The organism is Paenibacillus maysiensis, assembly GCF_000520815.1.
In the GTDB taxonomy this organism is placed as follows: Bacteria; Bacillota; Bacilli; order Paenibacillales; family Paenibacillaceae; genus Paenibacillus; species Paenibacillus maysiensis.
Window position 1 is genome coordinate 37,845 of record NZ_ASRY01000265.1, and the last position, 25,963, is coordinate 63,807.

Sequence of the window (25,963 nt, forward strand, 5' to 3'; positions counted from 1 at the left end):
GACAACCACAGACTGATGGACTTTACGCTTTGCGATGTATCAAGAGAGTTGTCTGGCACTCTGCTTATATTCCTGCGGCAATTTTCCAAATATTTTTTTGAACATGTCACTAAAATGACGGGCATTATTATATCCAACTCGATCTGCAATTTCATAGACCAAAAGATCGGTCTGCATCAATAGCTGGAGAGCATGTTTCATCCGTACCTGTGTGACATATTGCTTGAAATTTTCCCCGGTATGCTTTTTGAAAAAGCTGCTAAAATAATAAGGATTCATAAATACAATCGTTGCGATAGACTCCAAGGTGATATTTTCCATATAATTTTCTTCTATATATGCTTTGGCATGAACGAGCTGTCTCAGCTCCTTACTACCGTTCTTTTCCTTAATCTGTTTGACGATCTGATCGATCACCAGTTCCATCTCCTGTCGAAGGCGGGCATAGGAAGGAAAGCTGTTCCAACGGTCAAACAGGAGGTGAGAATCACGTTCGGGTGAATCGCAAGACAAACCCGCTCCTTTCAATTCCTGTTGTATCATCATATAAGTGGCGTAAAGGAACGATACAACAGTATTTGGGCTGAAACGGGCATGTTCGACTGCGTCCAACAGTTCAGTCATCAAGGCAGGAAGTCGCTCTGCTGATAAAGTCGCTGTTTCAGCCACCAACTGCTTACGGAGTTCCGTCAAATGTACTTCGACATTGCAATCAGATATTACTTTCTGATATATAAGCACATTACTATGAGCATCAAAATATTTGGATTTTAATGCTTCGGCAGCCTGCTTACGGGATACTCCAGCTTTCGTAATTGTCGGTTGCGGCAAACCAATGCCCACCCGCAGCTCAAGCTTTAAACAGGAACGGACTTGTTCATAAACATGTTGAGCAACAGCAAGCGGCTCTTCAGTTCGGTCGTGTTGGAGAAAAATCCCATAGGTATCTCCTTTGCGAAAAACAAAGCTTTGAGCATATTTGGTAACGGTTTCATGAATGATGTTGGTAACGGCGAAATCCACCAACTTACGCTCCTGCTCCTGCCAACGACCGTTGTCCTCCGATAGCCGATCCAGCTCGGCCAAGCATACTGTGATATATTTGCTGTCTGTCATTACCCCAAGCGGAGCCAATTCCTCCGCTGCCTGTTGATCACCGTCCGTCAGCCGATCAAGTAGCTCGGAAATGTTACGGTAACGTTGCTGATTCTCCAACTGATTCAGCATCTCCTGATGACGTGCACCTTCGGCTTCCTCCCGGATCAGAAGTGCCGTGCGCTGTATAACCTGCTCCAACTGATTTTTGTCCACTGGCTTTAACAAATAATCCAGTGCCCCGTATTTTACAGCATCCTGCGCATATGAAAACTCTTGGTAGGCACTGATGAAGACAACTTTAACACCCGTTTTTTGAACAGAAATCTTCTTAAGGAAATCAATTCCAGAGCAACCTGGCATACAAATATCGCTAATAATGAGATCCGGACGAAAAATATTGTACTTTTCCAGCAGCTCATTGCCATCGTGGGCTTCTCCTACAAACTCTATACCGAACCGGTCCCAAGGAAGTAGCTTTTTTAATCCTCGTAATATAATCGGCTCGTCATCCGCTATTAATACTCGAATGTTTTTCATCTTCCTGCTCCTCCTTCTTCAAGGGGAATACCATCGTAACCGATGTACCCAAATTCGGATTGCTCTGAACCATCACACCATAGTGGTCCCCACAGACCGTACGAATCCGTGCATGAACATTTTTTAAGCCAATGCTTTTTCCAGTTGACCCCTTTCCGTCCGCCAAATGCTCCCGAAGACGAGTTAATTTCTCCTCTGACATGCCAATGCCGTTATCGTATATGGTGATTACCAGTTCGTCATCATCCGTTCTTTCCAAAGTGACCATCACGATTCCCTTGCCACCCTTAGGACGAACTCCATGCTGCACCGCGTTTTCGACCAGCGGCTGTACACTCATTTTTAGTATAAATCTGTCCAGCAGCTCTTCATCCCTGATATCCATGCGCAGCTCAATCCGGTAATCGAACCGAACTTCAATAAGATGAAAATAGTGTCTCAAATGCTCGAACTCACGCCGTGCCGTCACCCACTCCTCACCGTAGTCAATGACATATTTCAATTGGTTTGATAATGCGTGAATCATATCTGCAACCTGCTCATCATCATTGGCAACAGCACTCATCCGAATCACTTCAAGAGTGTTGTATAGATAGTGAGGACGAATCTGACTTTTGAGGGCATTTAGCTCCGCCTGCTTGTGTTTAATTTCAGCAACGTAGGCGTTCTGGATGAACAGCTTGAGCCTTGTCACCATCACATTAAAGCCTTCGGCCAGTCTACCCATCTCATCCCGGCTAACCACAGTCATGCTTGTTTCTAAATTACCAGATTCAACCTTTTGCATATGACGAATCATTTCAACAATAGGGTTCGTAAACCTGCGTGAAAACCAAAATCCAATGAGGAGCAATACCAGTAAACAAATGCCCGCTGTAAAAGCTACCTTAAAGGTAATCTGATGTATCGGAGCAAACATGCCTGACTTGGAAATGAGTCCAACCACCTTACCATTAACGAAAGGTACCGGCTCTGTAAAAATGAGCATTTCTCCGCTTCGTCTTACCGCATAATCATCAAAACGCTGTCCCAGTCGATCACTTCGGTTAGAGTATAAAATATTGCCCCGTCCATCGACCAGATACACCTCGTCTTGTTCTCCCAGTTCCACCTGTCGAAACAGATTATCTAACACATCGACACTTACATCCATATAAAGGGTTCCCATCACTTGGGGATCCTGCTCAGCCCTCCCAGACGTATCAATCAGATTACGTGCAAAGGTGAGTACCTGTCGATCAGAACCATAATACATCTCCAGATGAGGCGGAAAAACAGCCATCTTCTTGGGCTGCGTCTGTAGAATATAATCCCAACTGATAAGCGGGAAAGGCTCATTTTCATTAAAGACCCGACTACTGCGGGTTTGTTTGAACAATTGCCGATCCGAAGCTCGCCTGAAAAAAGTACTTTGGATATTCCGATTGGTGTATAGCGTAGATTTGAGATAGTTGTCGATAAGACTTGCCCTGACCGAAAGGTTATCGTGCATATCCTGCTTGGCAGGTGCTGTCTGCTGCATGGAATTTACCATGTCTGAGCTGACATAAATGGTTTTGGATATTTCATTATATTCGTTAAAAATATCCTCTACGTTCTTGCTAACAAAAAGCATCGTTTGGGCGAATTTATTGACCGTGTGCCGTTCGACCTGTTCAGTGGACTGGTTAATAGCCAGCATTCCCAGAACAAACAGCGGTATCAGGCCGACAGTTAGAAAGGCCAGCGAAAATTTAAAAAAAATACTGTGTATAAAATCCCTTCGTTTTCGCATGAGCTTTCCCCCGTTCAGACCACGACCAACCCAATATTTGAACTCCTTTCCTTTCCCTAATCATAGCATTTTGGCATATAAATAAAAAAGCTTTTCGAAGCAGGCACTGTCAAGACAACGTTTCTTTCAGTCAGCCACAGAAACGTCAATCCTTCATTTCATGAGACTTGCAAAATAGATGGATCTGGATAGCCTTTTGCTGGATATAGGCAAGGCCATGCAGGATCAATCGCCCGCACAGCCCTGTTTCGCATATTCTTAACAACCCATTTATTGGCCCTGATTATCCAAAAACTTCTGTGCTTGCTCTATGACCTGTTTACGAATATCCTCCAATCCGAGTGCTTGCATTTCCTTATTTGCTTCAGTTGCTCTTTGTCTCCAGTTGGCATCCAAACCGTTTTTCAGCACAGGTTCCAGCTCCGTGTACTTCGGCTGAACTTTAGCGATTTGTGTTTTCACTTTTTCCGTGTTGAATGTAAAACCAGCTAGAGGCAGTTTATAATACGTATCGTCCTTTGCCGCATATTCCAAATACTTGGTTGTCTCTGGATCATTGGACGCATTAATTCGCGACATTACCGGATTCCATGTCAACTCATACATCGGAAAGACATAATTGGCGCTCTTGTCAGTTGTTTTGAATTTGTTATCCCCCACATCCTGCCAATGCTCACCTTTGATCCCAAGCTCGAATAGATCGTGATTTTCCTGCGAAGCGAACAACCAATCGAGGAATTTCATCGTACGATCTGCATTTTCCGACGTCACTGGCAGCGCGATGAAGTTCCAGGCTCTATAATCGGTACCGATCGCTCCTTTTTCCATATTACGAACACGCTTGTCATAGACAAAGGTCTCCAGCTCTGCTCCCGGTATAGCAGAAGTCAAGCGATCCTGATAGGAAGATGAACTATTAAGTGTTCCCTCCATCGCCCCCAATTTGCCCGCTGTAAGTAAGAGAGCCGGATCTTTTTCGGACAAAACATCCTTCTGTATAAAGCGATTCCATTTTACAAATTGGTCATAAGACTTATAGAAGTAATCGGGATCGTTGTAGGGGGCTGGGAAGCTGCTAAATGCGGAATCCGGGTCCCCTATGGTTGTAGCACCCAATACCTTTTTCCCATCTTTGGATAAAATGATGTTAAATGGAGCGCCTGCACCTGGCACCGTGGGCACAACATGCGTATACTTTTCTTCTGGCGCAAACATTTTGAAGAACCCACGTTCTCCTTTGTTACCAAAAGGAATCATACTCGGATCGTTTTGCTGTACCTTTTCCAGATAAACTTCCAAATCATCGTAGCTTTGAATAGGTTTCAAGCCATACTTTTCTCGCAAATCCTTACGAATATAAATAACCTCAATATCGTAAAACAGTTGAGTGAACGGTACAGTGTACAAATGTCCATTTACTTTGTTACTTTCCAGAAATTCCGGTGAGAATGCTTTCTTTAAACCGGGATAAGCGTCATTATTAAAATATTTGTCCAGCTCAAGATAGTATCCTTGGCTGATATTTTGATACATGTTCATCCAGGGGGCATCAAATACGACATCAACAGATTCGCCGGCAGCCATTTTCAGTTTCACCTTTTGTTTGTGATCCGAGCTTGGATTCCATTCTATATTCAGTTTGGTCTTAAGCGTATCCTTCGTTCTGTTGTTAAATTCGGTCAATACTTTTTCCATATCGACTGGCTTCTCACCAAAAAGCATGACCTTCAATGTGACGGGACCCGTTCCATCGCTGGACTGGCCCTTGCTTCCTGAACAGGCAACCAGCGACATACTCATGAGCAGAATCATTGCTAATATCAGTGATATCCCCTTGTAAACTCGTTTCATTCCCTTAACCCCTCTCATTTTTGAACAATATGTTATCCTTTTACAGCTCCGACCATCAACCCTTTGACAAAATACTTTTGCAGGAACGGATACAGGAAGATAATCGGGCCAATCGTGACAACTGTTGTAGCCAGTCGAGTGGTAAATGTAGGAACCACATATCCGGGTAGTGTCACTTGTGAGGAAATCTGATTGGCAAAATCAGCATTGCTCATAATGCGCATAATCAAATATTGCAGCGGGAACAAGCTTTCGTCTGAAATATAGAGCATTGCTTCAAACCACTTGTTCCAGAAAGCCATTGCATAAAACAGTCCCACTGTGGCAAGCGCAGGCAGTGAAATAGGCAACATAATTTTATAAAAAATATAAATATCATTGGCTCCATCTATTTTGGCCGACTCTGCCAGCGATTCATCAATGGATCGGAAAAAATTCCGCATAAGAAACATATTCCATGGACTGATTAGTGCAGGGATAATAAGCACCCAGATAGAATCTTTCATATCCAAATACTTGGAAATCAGTAGATAGTTAGCTACCAGTCCCCCATGGAACAGCATGGTAAAGTACACATAGAAGTTAATCCAGTTTCGGTATTTCAGTGTTTTGACCCCCAACGGATAAGCCATAGCACAAGTCATCACCATTGCCAATACGGTACCGACCACGGTTACAAAAATGGTTACACCATAAGCTTTATAAATAGTGCTGTCCTCAAAAATCAGTTTGTAGGCATCTAGTGTAAATTCGCGGGGCCATAGGGTATACCCGTCCCGCAAGATCGAACTCTCTGAGGAGAACGAACTGCCGATGACTGTGATGAACGGGACAAGACAGTAGGCAGCAAACAAGATCAATGCTAGATAGATAAACGCTTTCAATACTCGATCGCTAAAACCTTCTTTTATCATGGTATCGCCTGCTTTCCTAGAAGAGTGCTGAATCAGGACTGAATTTTCGTGCAACCTGATTCGCCGTGACGACAAATATGAGCCCGATTACCGATTGGAATACACCTACTGCAGCCGCCATACTCATATCTCCCAGGTCCATGAGGGCTCGGTAAACATACGTGTCAATAACGTCCGTTGTAGAATACAGAGCTACATTTCGTCCAACAATGGCAAAGATCATACCAAAGTCACCATAGAAAATGCCTCCCATAGCAAGTAGCAGCATCAAAATCATCGTCGGTTTCAGTAAAGGGAGTGTAATATGACGAATTTTCTGCCAGCGACTGGCTCCATCAATGGAAGCCGACTCATAAATGTCTGGGTTAATCCCCGAGATTGTAGCCAAATAGATGATTGAACCGAATCCGGCTCCCTGCCACAGCTTGATTAATACCAAAATCATTGGCCACATGGCAGCTTCATTAAAATAAGAAATAGGTGCGATCCCGAATAGTGCTAGTGCTTTGTTCAGCATGCCTGTTTCCGAAGACAACAGGGCAGTAACGAACATCGCAATGACGGTCCATGATAAAAAGTTCGGCAAGGTAACAATGGTCTGAATCGTGCGTTTGAACCATTTTCCCCCTAGCTCGGATAGCATGACCGCGATAGCTACTGAAGCTAGCATGCCACACACAATAAACAGAGTGTTCAAAAAGAGTGTGTTAAAAATAACCCGTATCATTTCGTTGGACTGGAAGAAAAATTCGAAATTTTTTAACCCGACAAATTCACTACCTGTAATACCTTTAACAGGATTGAAATTTTGAAAAGCAATGACGATTCCTGCCATAGGAAGATATGAGAATACCAGCAACAACAAAATACCCGGTAAGGTCATGAGATACAGAAAAAAGTTTTTGTGAATCTCACCCAGCCAAGAATCAGTTTTTTTCCCTTTTTTCATGTCTCGCGGGGATGTTGACCTAGTAACCGTAATTTCTTTCATCCCTCTACCTCCTTCACATAATACTTAATAACTTTCAGCTATCATCCAAGTAATTTCAGTAAACGTTTACAATACTTTAAATTAACAATATCATGTGGATTGGATTACGCACATGAAGTTTTTTAAGTGCTGACTGCCAGATTTTAAATTTCTTGATAAAAAAGCTATAGTTTAAATACAAAAGTCCTGAAGTAATACGAGAGCGTATCGCTTCAGGACTAAAGAATATGTTGATTTTTCTGAATGTAAACGGATGGATACGGTTCATTGCTGTAAGTGTTTCCAAGAAAACCAAATCGGTTATGGCGAAGTGTACGCGGGATGGCAGCTACTTGATCCCACTGCCTAATCTCGTTCCATGCGCGAACAGCTTCTTTTCTCTGTTACGTTACCTCATTTGTCAAAGAGATAGAAGGCGTTAGCGAACTCTGGAACAGGACAAGCTCCGCAATGGGCCAGCCACTCTCCTGTCGTCGAATGGTCGTAGTTAATCCGCTCGGTTGGCTGCAAGTTTAGGAACACAACCGGCGCTTTATTAATTTGATGTACAGGAATACAGTTGAGCTGGTCGCATGAGTGGCAGCATGGCAGAACCAGATCTACAATACCGTAATTATAAACCTCGCCCCACTTTGTCATCTGCTCCTCTATGAACTTACCAAACCCAATCAAACGTTCACGAAACAGTAATACTCCGTACACGTGGGTCGACGATTACCATATATACAGATCATTTTCCTTTAGTTTAAAAACGGCTTCGATAAAATAATAATCACCGTAAATGATGGAGTTATGATGCTCCTTGTTATGATAAGCGGCTGATCCGTTTTTCAGGATACAGTCGCAATCCCTAGACCAGTCGGTACGAGTCTTATCCAATGCTTTTAGCATTTTTAGTGCTGCTCCGAGATACAGGTCTTTTTCAAGAGGCCCTACGGCCTTGGAAATCTCAATTAATCCACAAGCTGCAATAGCGGCTGCTGTAGAATCCTCATATGCGGGTTCTTTTGGCTGCCTGAAGTCGACCGGAATAATTCCGCTTTCTGGAATGTTAGCTATAAAATAATGCGCAATGCGCTTGGCAGTATTCAAGTATTCCTCTTTGCCAGTATGCCTGAAGCTCATCATAAAGCCGTATAGCCCCCAACTCTGGCCTCTGGTCCAAGAAGACCCTTCTTCGTAGCCCTGCCCACCATAAGTTTTCACAACCCCACCATGGAACGGATCGAATTCAACGATATGATTCACGGAGCCATCTGGTCTTACAAATGTATTCATGACCGTATCTGCGTGCTTTATAGCGATCTGCTTAAACCTTGGATCACCGGTTTCTTCTGTTGCCCAATAGAGCAATGGGATATTGAACATACAATCAATAATCGCCCAACCTCGCGTATCTTCTCCATTCAGATCGTTCCACGCCCGAATGAATTCTCCGACCGGGTTGTACCGCCCAGCCAGCAGATTAGCTGCATGCAGTGCTCTTTTTCTGGATTCCGGATTTTGAGTGACTTTATAGTTCGCGACACTGGTTGGCAACCACATAAAACCAACGTCATGATGCAATCCATAATAATCCTGAAAACAAACGTCCAACTTATTTTCCAGAATATTTGCAAACTTCTTGTATTTCTCCTGTCCGGTTTCGTGATACATCTGCCACATCATGCCACCCCAAAATCCGTTAGTCCACCAGTTAATTCCGTCAGTAACTGTATGGGTGGGGTTATCAATAGCTCGATCATCATGTACTCCGTTTATCGTAGTATAAGGTATTTTAGCTTGGGATTTTTCACTAACCCAGTCCATTTTATCCGTAATTTTTTGAATTACATCTTGTACCCATACATTTGCTTTGTCTAGTGTAAACATTAAATAAATTCCCACTTTCCATTTAGATTTTTTTGGTGGTGAACATTTTTCATTCAACAGGTGCATCAGCATGTTTCGGAAATTTTCTGATGCCTTGATATTGGGCTAGTGAAGTCAATCTGTTATTGGATAAATAACTCTTAGGTATATTGCTCAAAGAGTTTTCCCCATTCTGCATAAAATTCAGGGGTGAGGCGTTTCCGATCATTAGTTGGAATTATGCGGTCAATGTCCTGTTCAATAATGTCATGTCTCGCCGTGCCAATCAGTTGCTTGCGGAAAAAGTGTGCAACCGTGATCACGAGATCCTGAAATTCAAGATTGCCTTTAATGAAGAAATGATCCCCGTTTTTAATCTTGATGAAAGTCGCATTATCCAGTTTCGCATACAGTTTTTCGGATTCAATGATCGGTACAATTGCATCCTCTTCACCATGAATAATCAGGAATGGCGGCATATGCTCATGAATATGAGTCATGGGACAAGCCAAATCGGCCAGTTCCTTGTGCTCGTGAATGTTCTCTAGAGTAGCGCCGATCAGGGCGGCTTCTGCGTCATTTCCGTACTCGGCGAGCGCAATAAGATCCATCCCACCCGATACCGAGCAAGCGGCTTGAACCGCGGTGGATATTTCTCCTTTTTCCCATGGAGAATGATCACCCGATGTACCCAGCAGTGCCGCCAGATGTCCACCAGCTGAATGTCCCCATACTCCGATCCGCCCGGGATGTATACCGTATCGCTCAGCATGCGCCCGAATCCACTGAACTGCATCCTTTAAATCTATAATCTGGGCTGGAAAAATAGCCTGGCTGGAGAAGCGGTAATTCACATTAATCGCTACAAATCCTTGCTGCGCCAGAGAGGCATTCCACACCTGTCCTCCGTAATTCTGCTTATCCCCACCATTCCATCCCCCGCCATGAATATACATCACAGCAGGACACGGAATGCTTACCGGCTTATCAGGTATCAAAATATCAAGCGACAGTTCCATGCCGTTCACCGTTTTATAAACAACATCTTTCAATGCTGTAAATCCGCTCACTACCATCATATTGCATCCTCTCCTTGTTTTGTTAGATTTCCCTTTTCTGAACGCTCACCAAGCGTCCCTTCCTGCGTAGATTCCGGGTCTTGATCGTCCTTGCGCAGTGTGAATACAGCGATGATTGTGAATATTAAAGCAATTCCGCCCATGAGCACGTAAGCCTCATTAAAGCCTATAGTGTCATAAAGGTTACCGATGACTGGTGAATATATCGTTTGTCCCAGTGCAAGCGAGAATTGAAACCCGATTAGATAAAGAGTCGACGAGACACGCGAGCTAAAGTGAGCACTAATATATTTAAATATCGAAACAAGCAGGATCGGTAGTTCAATGCCGCTAATGAGCTTGACAAAAGACAAGCCGACTGGAGCGACCACGATGCCTGCCAACAGCAACCGAATAATCATTAGGGAGTTAGCTAACAGCAGACCTCTTTTGATACCTATTCTGACCACGATTAACGGAGCCACGAACAGCATGCCCGCTTCAATGAACACCTGGACGGAATTCAGATAACCGTAAAATTGATTGCCGGTGGCTGCATTCGTAAAAGAGGCAGCATAATGAATCGGAAACTGCTGCTCACAAACCATATAAAATGTCGGAACCGAAACCACATACACGACAAAGGCCCAGAACTTACCTGACTTCAGAAGCGCCCATATATCATTTATTCTGAAAGGCTCTGCCTTCTCATGAGCCATCTCTGCTTCTTTTTGAGGATCAATCTTCATGACCAGCAACAGGAGCAGGAGAATAATCCCCAGTAAAGAACCGATGACAAAATTATAATTAGGATTCATGTTCATTAAAGGCCCTAAGAAAAAGGACATGGCCGCGAAACCGATAGAGCCGAACATCCGGACTCTTCCGTATTCAAAACCGTAGGTTCTTGCCACACGGTCAGCATAGGATTCTACCGCTCCCCCACCTGCCTGAAAAGCTGCGCCGATATACAAGCCACCGATAATTGCCCCAAGCAGTGGACTGAATAGCAGCAGCGGTTTGTAAACAAATATAAAGAAAGGACCGGTAGCTACCGCCAAAAAGGCGATGATCCATAATATATTTTTCTTCAATCCGAACTTATCAGAAATAATTCCGTATATAGGCTGTGCAATCATAGCTATAATTGCGTTTGCAGAGAATACAACACCAATTTCTGTTCCTGTCAATTTCAAAGAGGAACTTAACCATATTGACAGCAAGGCAATTGCTGTAGCCTGAACTGCAAAATATAAAAATACAAATCCACTGATTGACCAGTAATTACGTCTGGCAATGCTGCTCATAAATGATCATCCTTCCTGTCTGCTCACACTTGTGTTGTTCGCTTTCCTCGTCCTGAAATAAAACGGTAAAACATCCTCAGAATCCGCGTGGATTGCTTTCTAACGGATTTTAATCATAGCCAAATGATTGTTGGAAAACAGTCTTCTATCTATGTGACATCGATATCAGAGTTACACATAGATAGGATATAGTCTTGACATACTAAGACTAGACCGTGGGTCGTTCTCGTATCCGTTAAAGCGTTTTCAGTATAGCATGAGAAAAGTCGAAGAAGTTTTGTTATGTATAACAGAAATAACGTTTTATTTCACTTGTGATAAAGCTAACAAAAATGCTACACTGTTGAAAAATCGACTTAATGTAGGAGAGTTAACATGGCACTTGGTTTTGAACCTGTCCCTTTTCAGGGACTACCCATTGTTTGGTCGGATTGTCATGTTTCAAGCAAGCCCAACAGCGGATTCTATCATTGGCATCAATGCTGCGAGATTTTAGTCATTTATAATGGCAACGGTACTGTCGTCATGAATAATCAGACTCATCAGATTAAGAAAGGCATGCTCTTTGTGTTTCAACCATTTGAAATTCACAAAGTTTATGCTAAAATTTCTGAACATTGTCCGTATAAAAGAACCGTTATTCATCTAAACCATTTGTATATTGATCAGTATCTAAGCAGCTTTCCACATCGGCGGGAATTATTTGACCGTTTGTGCTACTCAAGTGTTATTGAACGTGCTTTTGATTTGGGAAATGATTTAGATTTTTTTACCACATTCGTGGATGATTATGAGCGTATAGCGCACACAGACAGAGGATCTTCGCAAGAGGAAATTACCATCTTTATGCTTCGATTCCTCAGCGCTATGGAAAAGTTCATTCCCTCGTCCGGCACAAAGCCTTTGCTGACCTGGCGCAAGGAGGAATATTCAGAAATTATAATGAATTGGATTGAGACTCATTATATGGAATCCGACATTCTAAATAAGTTGGCAAACGAACTCCATTTGACAAGGTCATATGTATCTCGTCTGTTTAAGAAAGAAACAGGCAGCAATCTGACAGAATATCTCACCGCGAAACGAGTCAAAGTAGCAGCCCACTTGCTTGAAACGACATCGTTTCCCGTAGAAACGATTGGTAATAAAGTCGGTTTTCAAAATATCTCACATTTTATCTCCTGTTTCAAAAAAACCTACCAGGTTACACCTCTGCAATACAGATTAAACACAAAAAAAAATTGACCACTAAAATGATCGTTGCCGTGATATGACGAAAACGGAGCAAAAAACAAACCCACAAAATAGAAAAAACAAGCTGCCCCGGTAGAATTCCGGAAGCAGCTTGTAGTTCAAGTCTTTTTCAACCCGAAGTGGATTACTTTTCAACAACTATAGGGGAATTGATTGTTGCCTCAAGTTTGTTTCCAGGTGTTTTATTAAGCGTCAGTATGGCTAATGCCGTAGAGATCAGCACAATAGTACCCATCAGCATGTAGGTTTTAGGAAATCCGAGTGTTTCATACAGGTGTCCCGCAATCGGTCCTATAATAACTACTCCAATGTAATTTATCGATTGATAACCGATTAAATACATGCTGGAGGACAAGCGCTGTGAGAAGGTTTCGGCAATATATTTAAAGACAGAAATCAGAAGAATAGGCAATTCAATGCTATGCAGTAGTTTCCATATAACTACTTCGGATATAGTGGTGGAAAAGCCCGTGCCCAAGATGCGGATGCCCATAATTGCCCCTGCCAGTAACAAGCCCCGTTTGGCACCGATCTTATTCACAACAAATGGGATTGTAAACATAAAGAAGGCCTCACCGAATATTTGCACGGAATTGAGATATCCGAAAAATTCATTTCCCTGCTTCTCAGACGGAAACAAAGACACAAAAAAACGCGGAAACTGCTGGTCCATGACAAAAAATATGCTGGCAACCCCGAATACGTATATAATAAAAAACCAGAATTTCTTTAATTTTAGTAACGAAAACACATCTTTTACTTTGACCGGGTCTTTATCAATGACAAGCTGCTCCTTGATCTGATCAGGTATTTTTATCCATAAAAGCATAAAAATCGTGATGAGAGCAAAAATGGAAGCGGTCCAAAAATTTAAATTCGGGTCTATATTGAATAGTTTCCCGGCAAAAAAAGCTGCGAAAGCAAAGCCTAATGAGCCAAAGCTTCTGACTTTCCCATATTCAAAACCAAACTGACGTCCACATTTTTCAATATAAGATTCGATCGCCGCAATCCCTGCGGAGAAAGCAAAACCGATAAAAAGACCGCCTACCAGCATGCCAACGATCGGCGTCCCACTTAACAAAGGACGATATACATAGATGAAAAAGGGAGCAATCAGCAGCGTTGCCCCAGAAATGAACCACAGAACATTTTTGCGGTAACCGAGCCTGTCCAGGAAGTACCCGAAAACGGGCTTGAAAGCTAAGGCAAATAATGCATTAATGGAAAAGACTGTACCTATTAAGGGCCCATTGAGGCCGATTGTCTCCCCGAGCCATAATGAAAACAACGAATAAGCCGCTGCCCATGCAGCCTGAAAGAAAAATAGAAAAGAGCTTAATTTCCAAAATAGTTGCTTGTTAATGGGTGTCATTAGATTATTCCTCCGCATAAAAATAGAAATATACATCACGGATAAAAACGGAATAAACTGTTTCCAACAGAAAACACTGACAAACTCATTTGGCTATGTTTATTATAGCAAACTTGAAAACGTTATCAAGCATAAAATCACAGTTTTTTTATAATTAAGTTTTCCTTTTTGGGACCTGCTCTTCCCTTTTGGACGAACATCACTACATGTGAAATAAAACGTTATTTTTGTCATACAAAACAGAACTTTTTTGGGCCTTTTTCATGTTATGATGTAAGCGGTTTAATAAATATTGAACAGGTCTATGAACTTAAATTCCTTAAAATTGAGGTGTACATATGATTAATTTATCCATTGAAGTACAAAGTGAAGATGGAACTATACTCGCAAAAAATACGGACGCTGAGGAGATAAATCTGGTTTATAATCATCCGTATCAATTGGGCGATTCGATTGTTCTAAGAAGCTCTAAACCCCATGTTTATTTGTACATCCAGTTGGATGACGCGATGAATGAGGCCTTTGTCTATTTATCTGGGCAAGAATACCAGTATATTATACCTTTTGATGAAAAAAAAACTTCCTACTCCCCAAAGTCATTTACAGGTGAAATGCACTTGTTGACCGCGCGGGTTGCAAGCGTAGAAGAAATCGCGTCCTATAAAAATCTTGCGAGGAATGAGTATGATCAGCATACAAATACCTCATTGTTCCCGCATGCTTCGGCCAATGTCGAAACCCGTGGTGAAGCGGTTTTCGCTGCCAGAAACGCAATTAACGGCAATACAGTGACATTTTCACATGGAGGCTGGCCCTTCGAGTCGTGGGGGATTAACCAGCAGGAAGATGCCGAATTCACCATCCATTTTGGACGCCATGTTGAAATTGACAAGATTGTATTGTATTTGCGGGCCGATTTTCCGCACGACAATTACTGGGAGAAAGTTTCGTTACATTTTTCTGATGGCAGCAAACAAGTGACGCAGCTTATTAAGTCAGGTAAAGCGCAGACTATACAGCTTGAGCCGAAGAAAGTGGAATGGGTAAAGCTTAGCGAACTGATTAAATCCGATGATCCGGCTCTATTCCCAGCGCTTACACAGTTCGAAGCCTATGGACACGATGTATGAGTACATGAAAAGGCATTATCAGCTTGGAATTAGTATGAAACGTTCTACCAAGTGACGTTCTTTGTAGATATCCCGATCATATTTCGGAGGCACTCGACGGTTTTCTTACCTGGAATCACGGGGATGGCTTGTTTATCTTCCAAAAAGGCTCGAATCGCATTCGTATCGTAAGCTCGGTCGGCCAAGACTTGCTTCATGGTCAGTTTCATGGCTTTAAGCATTTCGAATCCATGGACGGAATCATAGGCCTCGCCTCCGGTCAATTCGAAGCGAAATGGATTTCCTAACGCATCCACCACGGGAGCGTCCGCTTGCTTGCTGTGCCCCATACTAGTGAACTCGCACCATCGTGGCATCTATCATCACACTTTCCTCATCGGAATCCAGCGAAACGTCTTTTAACACTTCGTCCCAAATCCCCGCTTTTTGCCAGCGTCGAAAGCGGGTGTAGACGGATTTCCAATGGGGAAAGAAACACGCCAAGGGGCACCTGAACGAGCCACCCATAGCATAGCATTCAACATAATTCGATTGTCCACTGCAGGACGTCGTCCTTGTGATTTTCGTTCAGGTGGAAAAAGATCTTGAATCTGCCGCCATTGTTGATCTTGAATTTCATATCATGTACTCATTAGATGGTTTTAACCAATATATCCCTACTTAAACACTTTGAAGACACGCCCTAATGGCTAATCTTAAACTTTGCTCATTGGATATTTACATTTCGATCACTCCTTATAGGATTTAGTTTAATTACATTATATACATAGTAAAAATTAAAATCTGTTGTAAATTTATTAGAATGAAAGCCCGCCAGATCAGTGATTTGATCTGGCGGGCTTTCATTCTATTTACTTAACTAAGGTGAACGTGAATAACTTACCACGTTACTTCATGTTTAAATATTCAAGCTTCATTCTTGAAGCCTCATTCTTGAAGCCCCATTCTTGAAGCCTCATTCGATCCTTTAAATACAATATATATCATATAGTTTCCATTAACGCGTCCCCCGGCTAGCCCCTCAGAAGAAATAACATTTTGACTTTTTTCCGTAAGCTTATAAGTTGTGAGGCTACCTGTATTCTCAACTGGAATGGTGGCTGATAAACTGCCTCTTAAAAGGACCCGAGCTACTGGCGGCTCTAATTTCAAGTGTGCCTGCCCCTGTGCTAGCGTATTTGATGTTCACCGTGCTAACATCCTTAAATGAAGTATACGGCAAAGAGGCTATGGCATGGGGTACCAGTGAGATTTACATAGCTGTTCTCTCTTGAACTGTTTATTACCAGGACTTCGCTTGCCGTTTCAACAAACGAATGCCGTTTGCACCAAGCTCGACGACATCACCCGCCGCTTCGCCGGTTTCCATATCCGTGTAGGACCGGCCGTCCAATTCGACGCGCTGCGGCATGCCTCCGAAATTCTGGATAAACACGAAGTCGGCCGTTCCGTTCGTCCGCGCCTGCGCCGTAACGCCATGAGGAAGCTTTGTATCGATTACCCGCTCCAGGCCGGCCTCTTCAGTCAATCGGCCATAGAATGCGTCCAGGAAATCGTCCTTGAAGCGGGTCGCCATGTAATAGGCGCGGCCTTTGCCCAGTCGGTTCACCGTCAGTGCGGGACGGCCTGCATAAAAACTGTCCGTGTAGACGCCAAGCACTTCCGCACCCTCCGTATGGATCAGCTCGCAAAGTTCATGCGATTCAAATGTTCCTGCCAGCCCGAGCGGATTGTCCGCCGCCAATACGACGCCGTTGCGATCATGGTCGTACAAGCCCTCGATCTCCTCCGCCCAAATGCCAAGCGTGTTGCGTAGCGGTCCCGGGAAACCCCCGAGGTGGCAAAGATCATGCTCGTCAACGATGCCGGACCAGTACGTCGCGACCAGCGTCCCCCCATTCTTGACGAAAAGTTCTAGCTTCTTCCCCGTTTCCTCCCGGCACAAATATAGCATGGGCGCGACGATCAACTTGTACGGCGTGAAGTCGTCCTCGGAGCCGATGACGTCGGTTGGCACGCCGTGAGACCACAGCGCGCGGTGCTGAGCGTACGCGGTCTCTTCGTAATGGAGACCCATGTTGCGCGGCCCTTGTGCATCCTTGATTGCCCAACGGTTATCCCAATCGAACAGGATTGCCGCTTGCGCGGGCGTCGAAGTCCCAACGACCTCGCTCAATCTCGCCAGCGTCTGGCTAAGCTCCGTGACATCGCGGAAGACGCGCGTATGCTCGTGACCGACATGGTCCACGACCGCGCCGTGGAATTTCTCGCTGGAGCCGCGGCTTTTGCGCCATTGGAAGTATTGGACGGAATCCGAGCCGTGCGACACGGCTTGCAACGAAGACAGTTTGTGCATACCCGGCTGCTTTAGCTTGCTGACCGGCTGCCAGTTGGTCAGGCTCGGCGTGCTTTCCATCAGCAGGAACGGCCGCCCCTTGATAGAACGAAACAGGTCGTGATAGAACGCGACGAATGCTCCCAGTTTGGCGTTGTCTTGATGCTCATGCCACGTCGGGTAAGCGTCCCAGGAAATGATGTCGAGCAAATCTCCGAATTTACGGTAGTCCAAACCCTCGAACATATGCATGTTTGTCGTGACCGGCAACGCTGACCCTGCTTTCCGTATCGCTTCGATCTCGTACCGGCAGAAATCGATCGTTTGGTCCGTCACGAAGCGGCGCCAGTCGAGATTCTGGCCGTGTACTGCGGATTCGCCGTGCGGAGCAGGGGATTCAATCTGCCCCCAATCAAGGTACGTATGCGCCCAGAACGTCGACCACCACGCATGGTTTAACGCCTCAAGCGTACTGTATTTATTTTTCAACCACTCCCGGAAGGCGTCTTGGCAATAGTCGCAATGACAATCGCCGCCGAATTCGTTGGAAATATGCCAGCCTACGACCGCCGGATGGTCGCCGTAACGCTCCGCCAGCTTCCGGTTGATGATGGAAGTCTTCTCGCGGTAAACCGGTGATGTGTAGCAGTGATTGTGACGCATGCCGTGCAGGTTGCGGATGCGATTCGCTTCGACCCGCCGAACCTCAGGATACTTCTCCGACATCCAAGCCGGACGTGCGCCGCTCGGCGTCGCCAGCCAAGCATAAATACCGTTCGCTTCGAAGCGCTCGAGCATCTGGTCCAGCCAATCGAAGGTAAACGTGCCTTCCGTCGGTTCGAGCGCGGCCCATGCGAATATGCCAATCGACATAACGTTGCAGCCGGAAAGCTTCATCAGACGGATATCTTCCTCGAGCACCTCCGGATAACGAAGCCATTGATCTGGATTGTAATCGGCGCCGTGCATCATGACGGGGAGCTTGTCGCTGACGGGCGGAAATACTTGCGTGTTCTTCATAGCGTCTATCTCTCCTCGTGTAATGGTGAATTATGGACAAAATCGGGCATCTACCTACAAAAATGCAGCTAGATCCTGGAATCGAACGAATCCGTTTGAACTTATCGTATTTGTGCTGCTAGGCTGGCATAGTTATTCGTCTGCTTTAAACACCGGAATGATGCGCAAACCGAATTCAATTTCTTTTTCATCCAGGCGATATGGCTGGAGCAGCTCCGGACCGCAAGAGTTCGATCCAATCCCGCTCATCTTGTAATCGAGATGGACAAACGTTTCCTTGCGCTTGGCAAGCTCATGGAGGTGCACCGCAGCCGCAAGATCGTCCATGCCATAATGCCCCGTATTGAACGAGAATACCTCATTCCCTTCGAAACGAAGGCCCATGCCTAGTGCATTGGATACCGTGACCCACTCCGTTCCGAACCGCGAGCCGTTTTCTTGCGGTTTAATGTAAGGAACGAACATCTCATCGACTGTCGTCAGATAATACCCTTTCTTTACGCTTCGACGTTTGTCCATATAGCTCTCTTGCGGGCCGAGTCCGAAGTATTCCACTTCCTCCATGCCGGCAGGCATCGTGAGCTGAAGCCCGAAGCGAGGCAAATACACCAGGTCCTCCTTCACGTTCACTTTTACGCACAGCGCAATTTCCCCTGTCGCCAACACCGTCCATTCAGCGTTTCCTGAGAGAATGGTCGGTACGCTATGGCCGCCCAATGAGAAGGAGACTTGAATGGTGACCGAACCGTCCTCCTGCTTCCAATCCGCGCGATACACCTTTGTGACCACCCGATCAAATCCGGCCTCAAGCCACTCTGCTTTCACAAAGCGGTCGTTATCGGTCGGTGCGCGCCATACGGTGAAGCCGACCGGACCTTGGATAAGCGGCACGCCGTGCCGAGAAATCGCCGTGAATGCTCCCTTGCATAAATCGAAGCGATGAACGAAATCGAAGCCTTCGATCGTCAGTATCCCATCCTCTTCTCGCGCCGAGATGCTGGTCCGGTCAACGGAAACGACGTCTACTTTCTTCTGGATGACGGGAAGCTCGAATTGCTCGAACGCAATTTCGTGCCCCAAGCCGCCCCATGACGTATCGCGGTTCAATCGGTATGAGATCGTCAGGAAATAACGGCTCTCCGATTCCTTAGGCCAGCATACCGGGATCGATATCGTTTCCGTTGCGTGCGGCTTCGTCGACAGCCCTTCGAGCAGGCCTTGCCCCGCGACTTGACCGTCCTTCTCGACCTTCCAATGAAAGATGACGTGGGACAAGTCGATGAAGTCGTAGAGATTCGTGACATCGAGCTTTCCTTCCGCAAGCGCCTTTGCTTCCACGCGAATTGGAGCGATCACTTGCTTCAGCTCGAGCAGACCGGTATGCGGCACGCGGTCCGGCGACACGAGTCCGTCAATACAGAAATTTCCGTCATTTGGCAGATCCCCGAAGTCGCCTCCGTAGCCGAAGAAAGGTGTGCCGTCCTCCGTCCGCGTCAAAATCCCGTGATCGCACCATTCCCAGACGCAGCCGCCCATCAGCTTCGGGTATTTATATATGACGTCCCAGTAATCCTTCAAATCCCCGGGGCCATTGCCCATCGCATGGCTGTACTCGCATAAGAAGAGCGGCATCGTAGCCGTTTCGTCCTTCGCATAATTCTCAATATACTCGATCGATTCGTACATATGGCTATCCATGTCCAAACACCTCGTTTCGGTGTTGCCTTGATGGCGTGGTGCGGCACCTTCGTAGTGAATCGGACGGGATGGATCGCGCACTTTCGCCCACTCCGCCATCGCGATATGATTGGCGTCGAAACCAGATTCATTCCCCATCGACCAAATGATGACGGACGGGTGGTTTTTATCCCGTTCGATCATCCGTTCCGCGCGTTCGACAAAGCTGTCCCGCCAGGCTGGATTCTTCGTCAAGGCATGGTAGGTTCCCGTCGCGGGCAGCACCCCATGGCATTCCAAGTCCGCCTCGTCGATGACGTAAAATCCGTATTCGTCGCAAAGCTCCAAAAATTTCGAGTCGTTGGGATAATGTGAAGCCCGAATCGTGTTGATGTTATACCGCTTCATTAAGACAAGGTCTTGAACCATGTGGGAAACGGGAATGGTCTGTCCCAGCTCGGGATGGGAGTCATGCCGATTGACCCCCTTTAGCTTGACGGCCTGTCCGTTAATCCGAAAGACGCCGTCCTTGATTTCGATTTTGCGGAAGCCGACGCGGAATCGGAGGACTTCTTGTCCGCAGTATACGAGTAACTGGTACAAATAAGGACATTCCGCATTCCACAGCACCGGCGCTTCGACATGGAACGCTAGTATACCCTTCCCGTCGATCGCCGCCGATTGGAAGCCGACCTGCTTACCGTCCGTGTCAAGTAGTTCCGCTTTTACGCCAACAGGGCCAATCGTCTCGATTTCGCAGTTCAGCACAGCCCAGCTGAAATCGCTCGCCAACTCTTGCTTGTTGTAGACATCCCGAATGTAATGCGAATCGCGTGCGAGCAAATAGACGTCCCGGAAAATACCCGAAAATCGCCAAATGTCCTGATCCTCTATATACGAACCATCACACCACTTTAAGACCATGACGGTAACCCGGTTCGATCCCGTTCGCAAGACGTCCGTCAGATCGAATTCCGCCGGCATCCGGCTTCCTTGACTGTAGCCGACAAACTGGCCGTTGACCCATAGGTAAAAACATGAGTTCACGCCCTCGAACACGATGAACGGCTTCTTCTCCTCCCAGTTAACCGGCACATTGAAGTCCCTGACATAGACCCCCGCCGGATTGTCGTCCGGCACATACGGCGGATTATACGGAAAAGGATAGTGGATGTTTGTATAATGCAGCTGGTCGTACCCGTTCACTTGCCAGCAGGAAGGAACAAGAAGATCGTCCCATCCGCCGACATCCGCACCTTCCTCATAGAACCCGTTTTCAACCCCCTGTACACTGGCATGATAGCGGAATTTCCAGCTGCCGTTCAGCGTTTGGTAAAAGGGAGATCGCCCTCGCTTCCCCTCCATCGCCCGCCGCGTATCCCCATATGGAATAAAATACGCCCTGGATTCTTCGCGATTGATTTGCCTTATACCCAAGTCCTCCCAATACGACTCGATCTTAACCATAATCCTCCACGCCCTTTCGTCCTTTACGCTCACCACTCGTCCACGCTTCGTCCTTATAATCGATACTTGCCTTGTTATAATGAATGCCTATTGATCTACTTGCAGGCAAGCAGTCAAAGCGATCGGCACGGAGTGAACAGTGGTGAGCCAGCACCACGTCATAAGCCTCTGCCGTCGATACGATTTTATTGTATTCGGTAACTCATCCAGCATGATTGAAATGCGACAGGATGATATCGACGGAAAACCCAGCGGAAACATCTGATACCCGATCGCGATAGGCGTCAGCGTGTGCATTAGAAGCAGGGTTTCATTCTCCCTGATATCACTCCAAATCTGTGCAGGTTCATGCTCTCCCTCTCCTCTCTCCGCTATGTATCCATTATAGGCTAGCGTAATGAGTCTCGAGAATTTAGCCTAGCAACAATAACCCATACTTTTTCACCGATCTGTCGAACCATGTATTTTCCCTCAGAACAAAAAACAGAAAACCCCGTTATGATTCAACCGGGGTCTCGCTCACACATGCAGCTATTCAAATCTTGTGCCTCTTGCTCGTAAAAAGTACCTTTCGAATAGTATGAGTCAAAACGAAAGAAACAGTCCCCATTCCAAGGAATGGGGACACATTTTTCCAATAACTTAATTTCGATGTCTTTAGCTTAGATCCAAAGATCTTGTTACTTTACAGCATCGGCTTTCTTAATAAGTTTGAAGTCGTCAATGTTTCCCCACTGCCCGCCGGGAAATTTTAGATGGGCGCCAATAGTCAGAGTTCCATTTGTAACTACAATATTATCTATTGTTGGATTAGACCATTGTCCGGTATTTGTAAAACTCTTCCTCTTACCTCCAGCAAAAATCTCAGATATCTCTTCTTCTCCTCCGCCGTAGACCCAAGCAGATAATTGATAGGTGCCATTTTTAATCCCTGTGATAGTTTGGGAAACTTTGAATTCTGTGGCTGTTGGTCTCCAATAGTGTAATGCTAATGTGCCGGAGTGTACGTCAATATCTGTACTAACCGCCTCTGTATCCCCAGTAACCTTCCACGGTTTTAATCCCATCTCAAAGCCAGGATTTTGAATCAAACTTGTGCTTGGCACCACAGTAACTTCGGAAGAGTCAGTAAAACCCCCATCATATGAAACCACCGATATGGTTGCTGTCCCAACAGCAAGTCCGGAAATAGTCCCATTATAAGGATGTACCTTTACGATATCAGGATTTGAGCTCGTAAAAGTAATTCCTTTATAGGTTGCATTAGCAGGATTGATGATAGCATTTAGCTTACTAGTAGCACCTACTTCAATCGTTTCGGTGTGCTTATCCAGAGCTAAAGATTGCACAGGATACCGATTATTTTCAACAGCACCGTCAATAAATGCATCTAATGCCAATGAGGGCGTACCGTCCGGGTCCCATGCAGATTTAGGATACCCAAAATAATTCCCCTCAGGTGCCCAATAAAATACACCCGTTCCCAAATCGTTCGGAGCTGCATGTAATTTATTTTGAACATTTACAAGCATGTTATAAACACTATCAGCATCCTTGGCAACTTCCCCCCCGACTTCAACAATCATGACTTCCTTCCTATATTTTTCTGCGAGTTTATTCATGTTTTCAGTTAATTCATTAATTGAGGAAGTAAAAACCGTATCCGGATAATAAGATAAGCCAATGATATCATAATCGCTATCTTTAAGACCGGCTGCAACCAGACCGGCATAAAACGGTTCAACGCCATTTTCTGCTCCGCTTGCTCTATGGATGATAACCTTAATCCCAGGAAAAACCGCTTTGGCTGCGCTCGATCCGGCTTGAATCAGTTGAACGAGGTTGGACGTATTGCTATACTCCCCCAACGGATGCATCATTCCATTATTAATTTCATTCCCGATTTGTACCCACTCTGGTGTTACGCCTGCTACTTTTAGAGCATTCATCACCTCAGAAGTGTATTCCGATACATGTACTTTTAATTGATCTAAATTATCGTTGGCCCATGCTTTAGGTGTTATCTGTTTTCCCGGGTCAGCCCAAGTATCACTGTAGTGTAAATCAATCATAACCCTAAATCCGAGGGCGCTTACACGAGATGCTAATGCAACTACTTCTTCTGTACTGCAATGACCATTGGAAGGATCATCAGACGGATCAACAAAAGCCCGTATTCTTATGGAATCAATTCCGTGATCCTTTAAAATCTGAAGAAGATCTTGCTCTTCCCCATTATCATTATAGAATTTATAACCCAGGGCCTCTAATTGTGGCAGCCAGCTGATATCTGCGCCTTTGGCGAACGAGTCAGGGATAGATGAAGCGCTTACCTTTATCGGTAAGATAAAGGCTGTCATGGATATAATCATTGCAAACGTAAGAATCATAGCAATTATTCTATTTATCATTGTACTACCTCCTTGTTTATTTGCATCAACACATCTGTATTGAAGCGCTTTCACAAACCTCTATGGATCACATCCCGTTCCACGTCAACTGGATCGTCCGCTTGGGATTTCAGAATCCGCCGATTCGGGTAGTTCTAAATTCGCAACCTGATCAACTCACGCGCTCCGCTTTAATCGCAGCATGTCGTCCTGCACCCAGTCCTCGCAAAACGTACCTCCTGCCGCTTCGATTTCGTCCACAAACGAGATATCGATCCCTTTAAAAATTTGAAAGTTGCCATTGCTGTACCCGCCTTTCGTTGAAAAAAGAAAGAGGGAATGACTCCCCCTTTACGTTATTTCCCTGCTAAGAAGGCGTCGATCTGGCTTTGCAGTTCCGCCTGCACTTTGTCGATGCCCGCAACTTTAAGTTGTTTGATCAGCTCGGCTTGACCCTTCTCCAAATCCGGAACCAGGCCGTACTCTAACGGAACGCCGTATCGTAACATCACGTTGCCGATGCTAGCCATTTCATTCTTTACCTTCTGGTCGTCGAACACGAACGTCTCAAGCGGATAGTGATAAACTTTCTTCTTCCAGTCAACTTCCATATTCGTCGCTTCCTGAGGGTAGGAAGCATCCGTCCGATTGAGTGCCGAATTCCACCCCCAGTAGGAGAAACCGGTGAAATTCGCTTGGCTCGCGCCCGGTTTAAACTTGTCGTCGCCGACCGGCTCGTAGTGCTTGCCTGCGATGCCGTACATCGTTAAATCATGAATTTGCTTGTCGTTCTGCAATAGGTCGATCACCATTAGGGAACGCTCTACATGCTTGGTCGTCGCATGAACCGCCATGCCATTCTGCGTCGAGATGGAAGCCGTCTTCTTCTGATTCGGGGTGAGATCGGCGATAGCCATGTCGGCATCAGGAAGCGCACGACGAGCCTCGGCCAAATCGAAGCCCACAGATCCGAGATTGCGTTTGTACGATGCGGCCTTGCCAGCCTTCATTTCCTGCCAAACGTCGTTCTTGCTGTTGACAACGTTCTTGGACCAACCACCGTTATCGGCCAAGTCTTTATAATAAAGGAGCAACTTTTTGAATTCCGGCGTATCATAAACGTTAAAAACTTTGCCTGTTGCATCGTCGAGCTTATAAGCGAACGGGATGTTCGGATCTACGAGTTTCCATTCGTTATACTGCTCGAGCAGCACATTATCCAGCTCGTTCCATTTATACCCGCCGCCCGCCGCTGCGGCGAAGCCGCTCATCCCTTTTTCGTTCTTCGAAATCGTCTTCGCGTAGGCGGCAAACGTCTCGGGACTGGTGACTGGCTCAAGATTGTACTTCTTGCGTAAGTCCTCACGAATTAGCAGAACTTTGTCCATAATTTCTTGGTTGTTGTTCGGCACCATGTACAGCTTGCCCTTAATCTTCGCCTGGTCCCAAGAGAGCTTCGGCATCGCTTTCCATGTCATAGGTGCATTGGATTTCAGCAGTTCGTCGGTCAGTTCGTAGAAGCCACCATTCAGCGCCTGATTGGAATAAAATGCCCAGTTCGCCGTGAACACCAAGTCGAAATCATCTTTCGCTGCGAACCTGAGTGGATATTTCTGCGACCAATCGGACCAGTCGAGGAATTCGACATCGACTGTCGTGTTGATCTTCTTCTTCAGCAGTTTGTTCACCTCACCGAACACTTCGTCGTAATCCGCCGGCTTGGCGCCCAGCAGCAGCATTTTCAGTTTAACCGTGCCGTCGTTCGCGCCGTCTGTACCGTTCCCGTCCCCCGAATTTCCGTTGTTACCACCGCATGCGCTAAGTAGCGTACTAAGCAACAGCACGATGACAAGAAGCAACATGGCATTCCTCTTCTTTTGTTTCATGATCCATACTCCCCCTAATTCAGATAATGGCATTGATGTGAACGGACA

General features: G+C 45.6%; 19 protein-coding genes. 2 read left to right on the plus strand and 17 right to left on the minus strand.

Going from position 1 to position 25,963, the window contains the following annotated elements; all coding sequences use genetic code 11:
• Positions 1-39: 39 nt before the first annotated feature.
• The 9 genes from L696_RS0118010 to L696_RS0118045 all read right to left on the minus strand — a co-directional run bounded on the left by L696_RS0118010 (position 40) and on the right by L696_RS0118045 (position 11,381).
• Positions 40-1,635, minus strand: a complete 1,596-nt coding sequence (locus tag L696_RS0118010; RefSeq protein WP_025684875.1) for a response regulator — start codon at positions 1,633-1,635, stop codon at positions 40-42.
• Positions 1,604-3,409 (minus strand): cache domain-containing sensor histidine kinase, encoded by a 1,806-nt coding sequence (locus tag L696_RS0118015; protein WP_025684876.1) that lies wholly within the window; start codon positions 3,407-3,409, stop codon positions 1,604-1,606. The genes L696_RS0118010 and L696_RS0118015 overlap by 32 nt, the downstream gene beginning before the upstream one ends.
• A gap of 270 nt (positions 3,410-3,679) precedes the next feature.
• Positions 3,680-5,260, minus strand: a complete 1,581-nt coding sequence (locus tag L696_RS0118020) for an ABC transporter substrate-binding protein (protein ID WP_025684877.1) — start codon at positions 5,258-5,260, stop codon at positions 3,680-3,682.
• A 32-nt stretch (positions 5,261-5,292) separates the two neighbouring features.
• The gene (locus tag L696_RS0118025) at positions 5,293-6,174 is read right to left on the minus strand and encodes a carbohydrate ABC transporter permease (protein WP_025684878.1); all 882 of its coding nucleotides are present in this window, start codon (positions 6,172-6,174) and stop codon (positions 5,293-5,295) included.
• A 16-nt stretch (positions 6,175-6,190) separates the two neighbouring features.
• Complete coding sequence (locus L696_RS0118030; RefSeq protein ID WP_162833916.1) at positions 6,191-7,123, minus strand: ABC transporter permease; 933 nt, start codon at positions 7,121-7,123, stop codon at positions 6,191-6,193.
• Positions 7,124-7,558: 435 nt separating this feature from the next.
• Positions 7,559-7,804, minus strand: a complete 246-nt coding sequence (locus L696_RS30615) for a hypothetical protein (RefSeq protein WP_155985435.1) — start codon at positions 7,802-7,804, stop codon at positions 7,559-7,561.
• Between the two features lie 75 nt (positions 7,805-7,879).
• Positions 7,880-9,037 (minus strand): glycoside hydrolase family 88 protein, encoded by a 1,158-nt coding sequence (locus L696_RS0118035; protein WP_025684880.1) that lies wholly within the window; start codon positions 9,035-9,037, stop codon positions 7,880-7,882.
• 140 nt (positions 9,038-9,177) lie between these two features.
• Positions 9,178-10,095, minus strand: a complete 918-nt coding sequence (locus L696_RS0118040) for an alpha/beta hydrolase (protein ID WP_025684881.1) — start codon at positions 10,093-10,095, stop codon at positions 9,178-9,180.
• The gene (locus L696_RS0118045) at positions 10,092-11,381 is read right to left on the minus strand and encodes an oligosaccharide MFS transporter (protein ID WP_025684882.1); all 1,290 of its coding nucleotides are present in this window, start codon (positions 11,379-11,381) and stop codon (positions 10,092-10,094) included. Before L696_RS0118045 ends, L696_RS0118040 begins: the two co-directional genes overlap by 4 nt.
• Before the next feature lie 375 nt (positions 11,382-11,756).
• On the opposite strand from L696_RS0118045, the gene L696_RS0118050 reads away from it, so the two are divergent.
• Complete coding sequence (locus L696_RS0118050; RefSeq protein ID WP_025684883.1) at positions 11,757-12,626, plus strand: helix-turn-helix domain-containing protein; 870 nt, start codon at positions 11,757-11,759, stop codon at positions 12,624-12,626.
• Positions 12,627-12,759: 133 nt separating this feature from the next.
• Here L696_RS0118050 and L696_RS0118055 read toward each other — a convergent pair whose 3' ends face one another.
• On the minus strand, positions 12,760-14,046 hold the full coding sequence (locus L696_RS0118055; protein ID WP_342447947.1) for an oligosaccharide MFS transporter: 1,287 nt from the start codon (positions 14,044-14,046) through the stop codon (positions 12,760-12,762).
• Positions 14,047-14,348: 302 nt separating this feature from the next.
• On the opposite strand from L696_RS0118055, the gene L696_RS0118060 reads away from it, so the two are divergent.
• On the plus strand, positions 14,349-15,140 hold the full coding sequence (locus L696_RS0118060; protein ID WP_025684885.1) for a DUF7402 domain-containing protein: 792 nt from the start codon (positions 14,349-14,351) through the stop codon (positions 15,138-15,140).
• A gap of 44 nt (positions 15,141-15,184) precedes the next feature.
• Here the strand turns inward: L696_RS0118060 and L696_RS0118065 are convergent, their stop codons facing one another.
• The 7 genes from L696_RS0118065 to L696_RS0118090 form a co-directional block, all read right to left on the minus strand.
• Positions 15,185-15,496 carry a transposase gene (locus L696_RS0118065; protein ID WP_155985436.1) on the minus strand — a complete coding sequence of 104 codons (312 nt, stop codon included), beginning with the start codon at positions 15,494-15,496 and terminating at the stop codon, positions 15,185-15,187.
• Between the two features lie 42 nt (positions 15,497-15,538).
• Positions 15,539-15,754, minus strand: coding sequence for a transposase (locus tag L696_RS29730; RefSeq protein ID WP_081750762.1), 216 nt, complete (start codon positions 15,752-15,754; stop codon positions 15,539-15,541).
• Between the two features lie 313 nt (positions 15,755-16,067).
• Positions 16,068-16,292 carry a hypothetical protein gene (locus L696_RS0118070; protein WP_025684886.1) on the minus strand — a complete coding sequence of 75 codons (225 nt, stop codon included), beginning with the start codon at positions 16,290-16,292 and terminating at the stop codon, positions 16,068-16,070.
• Positions 16,293-16,422: 130 nt separating this feature from the next.
• Positions 16,423-18,495, minus strand: a complete 2,073-nt coding sequence (locus tag L696_RS0118075) for a beta-galactosidase (RefSeq protein WP_025684887.1) — start codon at positions 18,493-18,495, stop codon at positions 16,423-16,425.
• Between the two features lie 132 nt (positions 18,496-18,627).
• Complete coding sequence (locus L696_RS0118080; protein ID WP_025684888.1) at positions 18,628-21,639, minus strand: glycoside hydrolase family 2 TIM barrel-domain containing protein; 3,012 nt, start codon at positions 21,637-21,639, stop codon at positions 18,628-18,630.
• A 680-nt stretch (positions 21,640-22,319) separates the two neighbouring features.
• Positions 22,320-24,050 (minus strand): glycosyl hydrolase 53 family protein, encoded by a 1,731-nt coding sequence (locus tag L696_RS0118085; RefSeq protein WP_025684889.1) that lies wholly within the window; start codon positions 24,048-24,050, stop codon positions 22,320-22,322.
• Positions 24,051-24,385: 335 nt separating this feature from the next.
• Positions 24,386-25,915 carry an ABC transporter substrate-binding protein gene (locus L696_RS0118090; RefSeq protein WP_025684890.1) on the minus strand — a complete coding sequence of 510 codons (1,530 nt, stop codon included), beginning with the start codon at positions 25,913-25,915 and terminating at the stop codon, positions 24,386-24,388.
• Positions 25,916-25,963 lie beyond the last annotated feature (48 nt).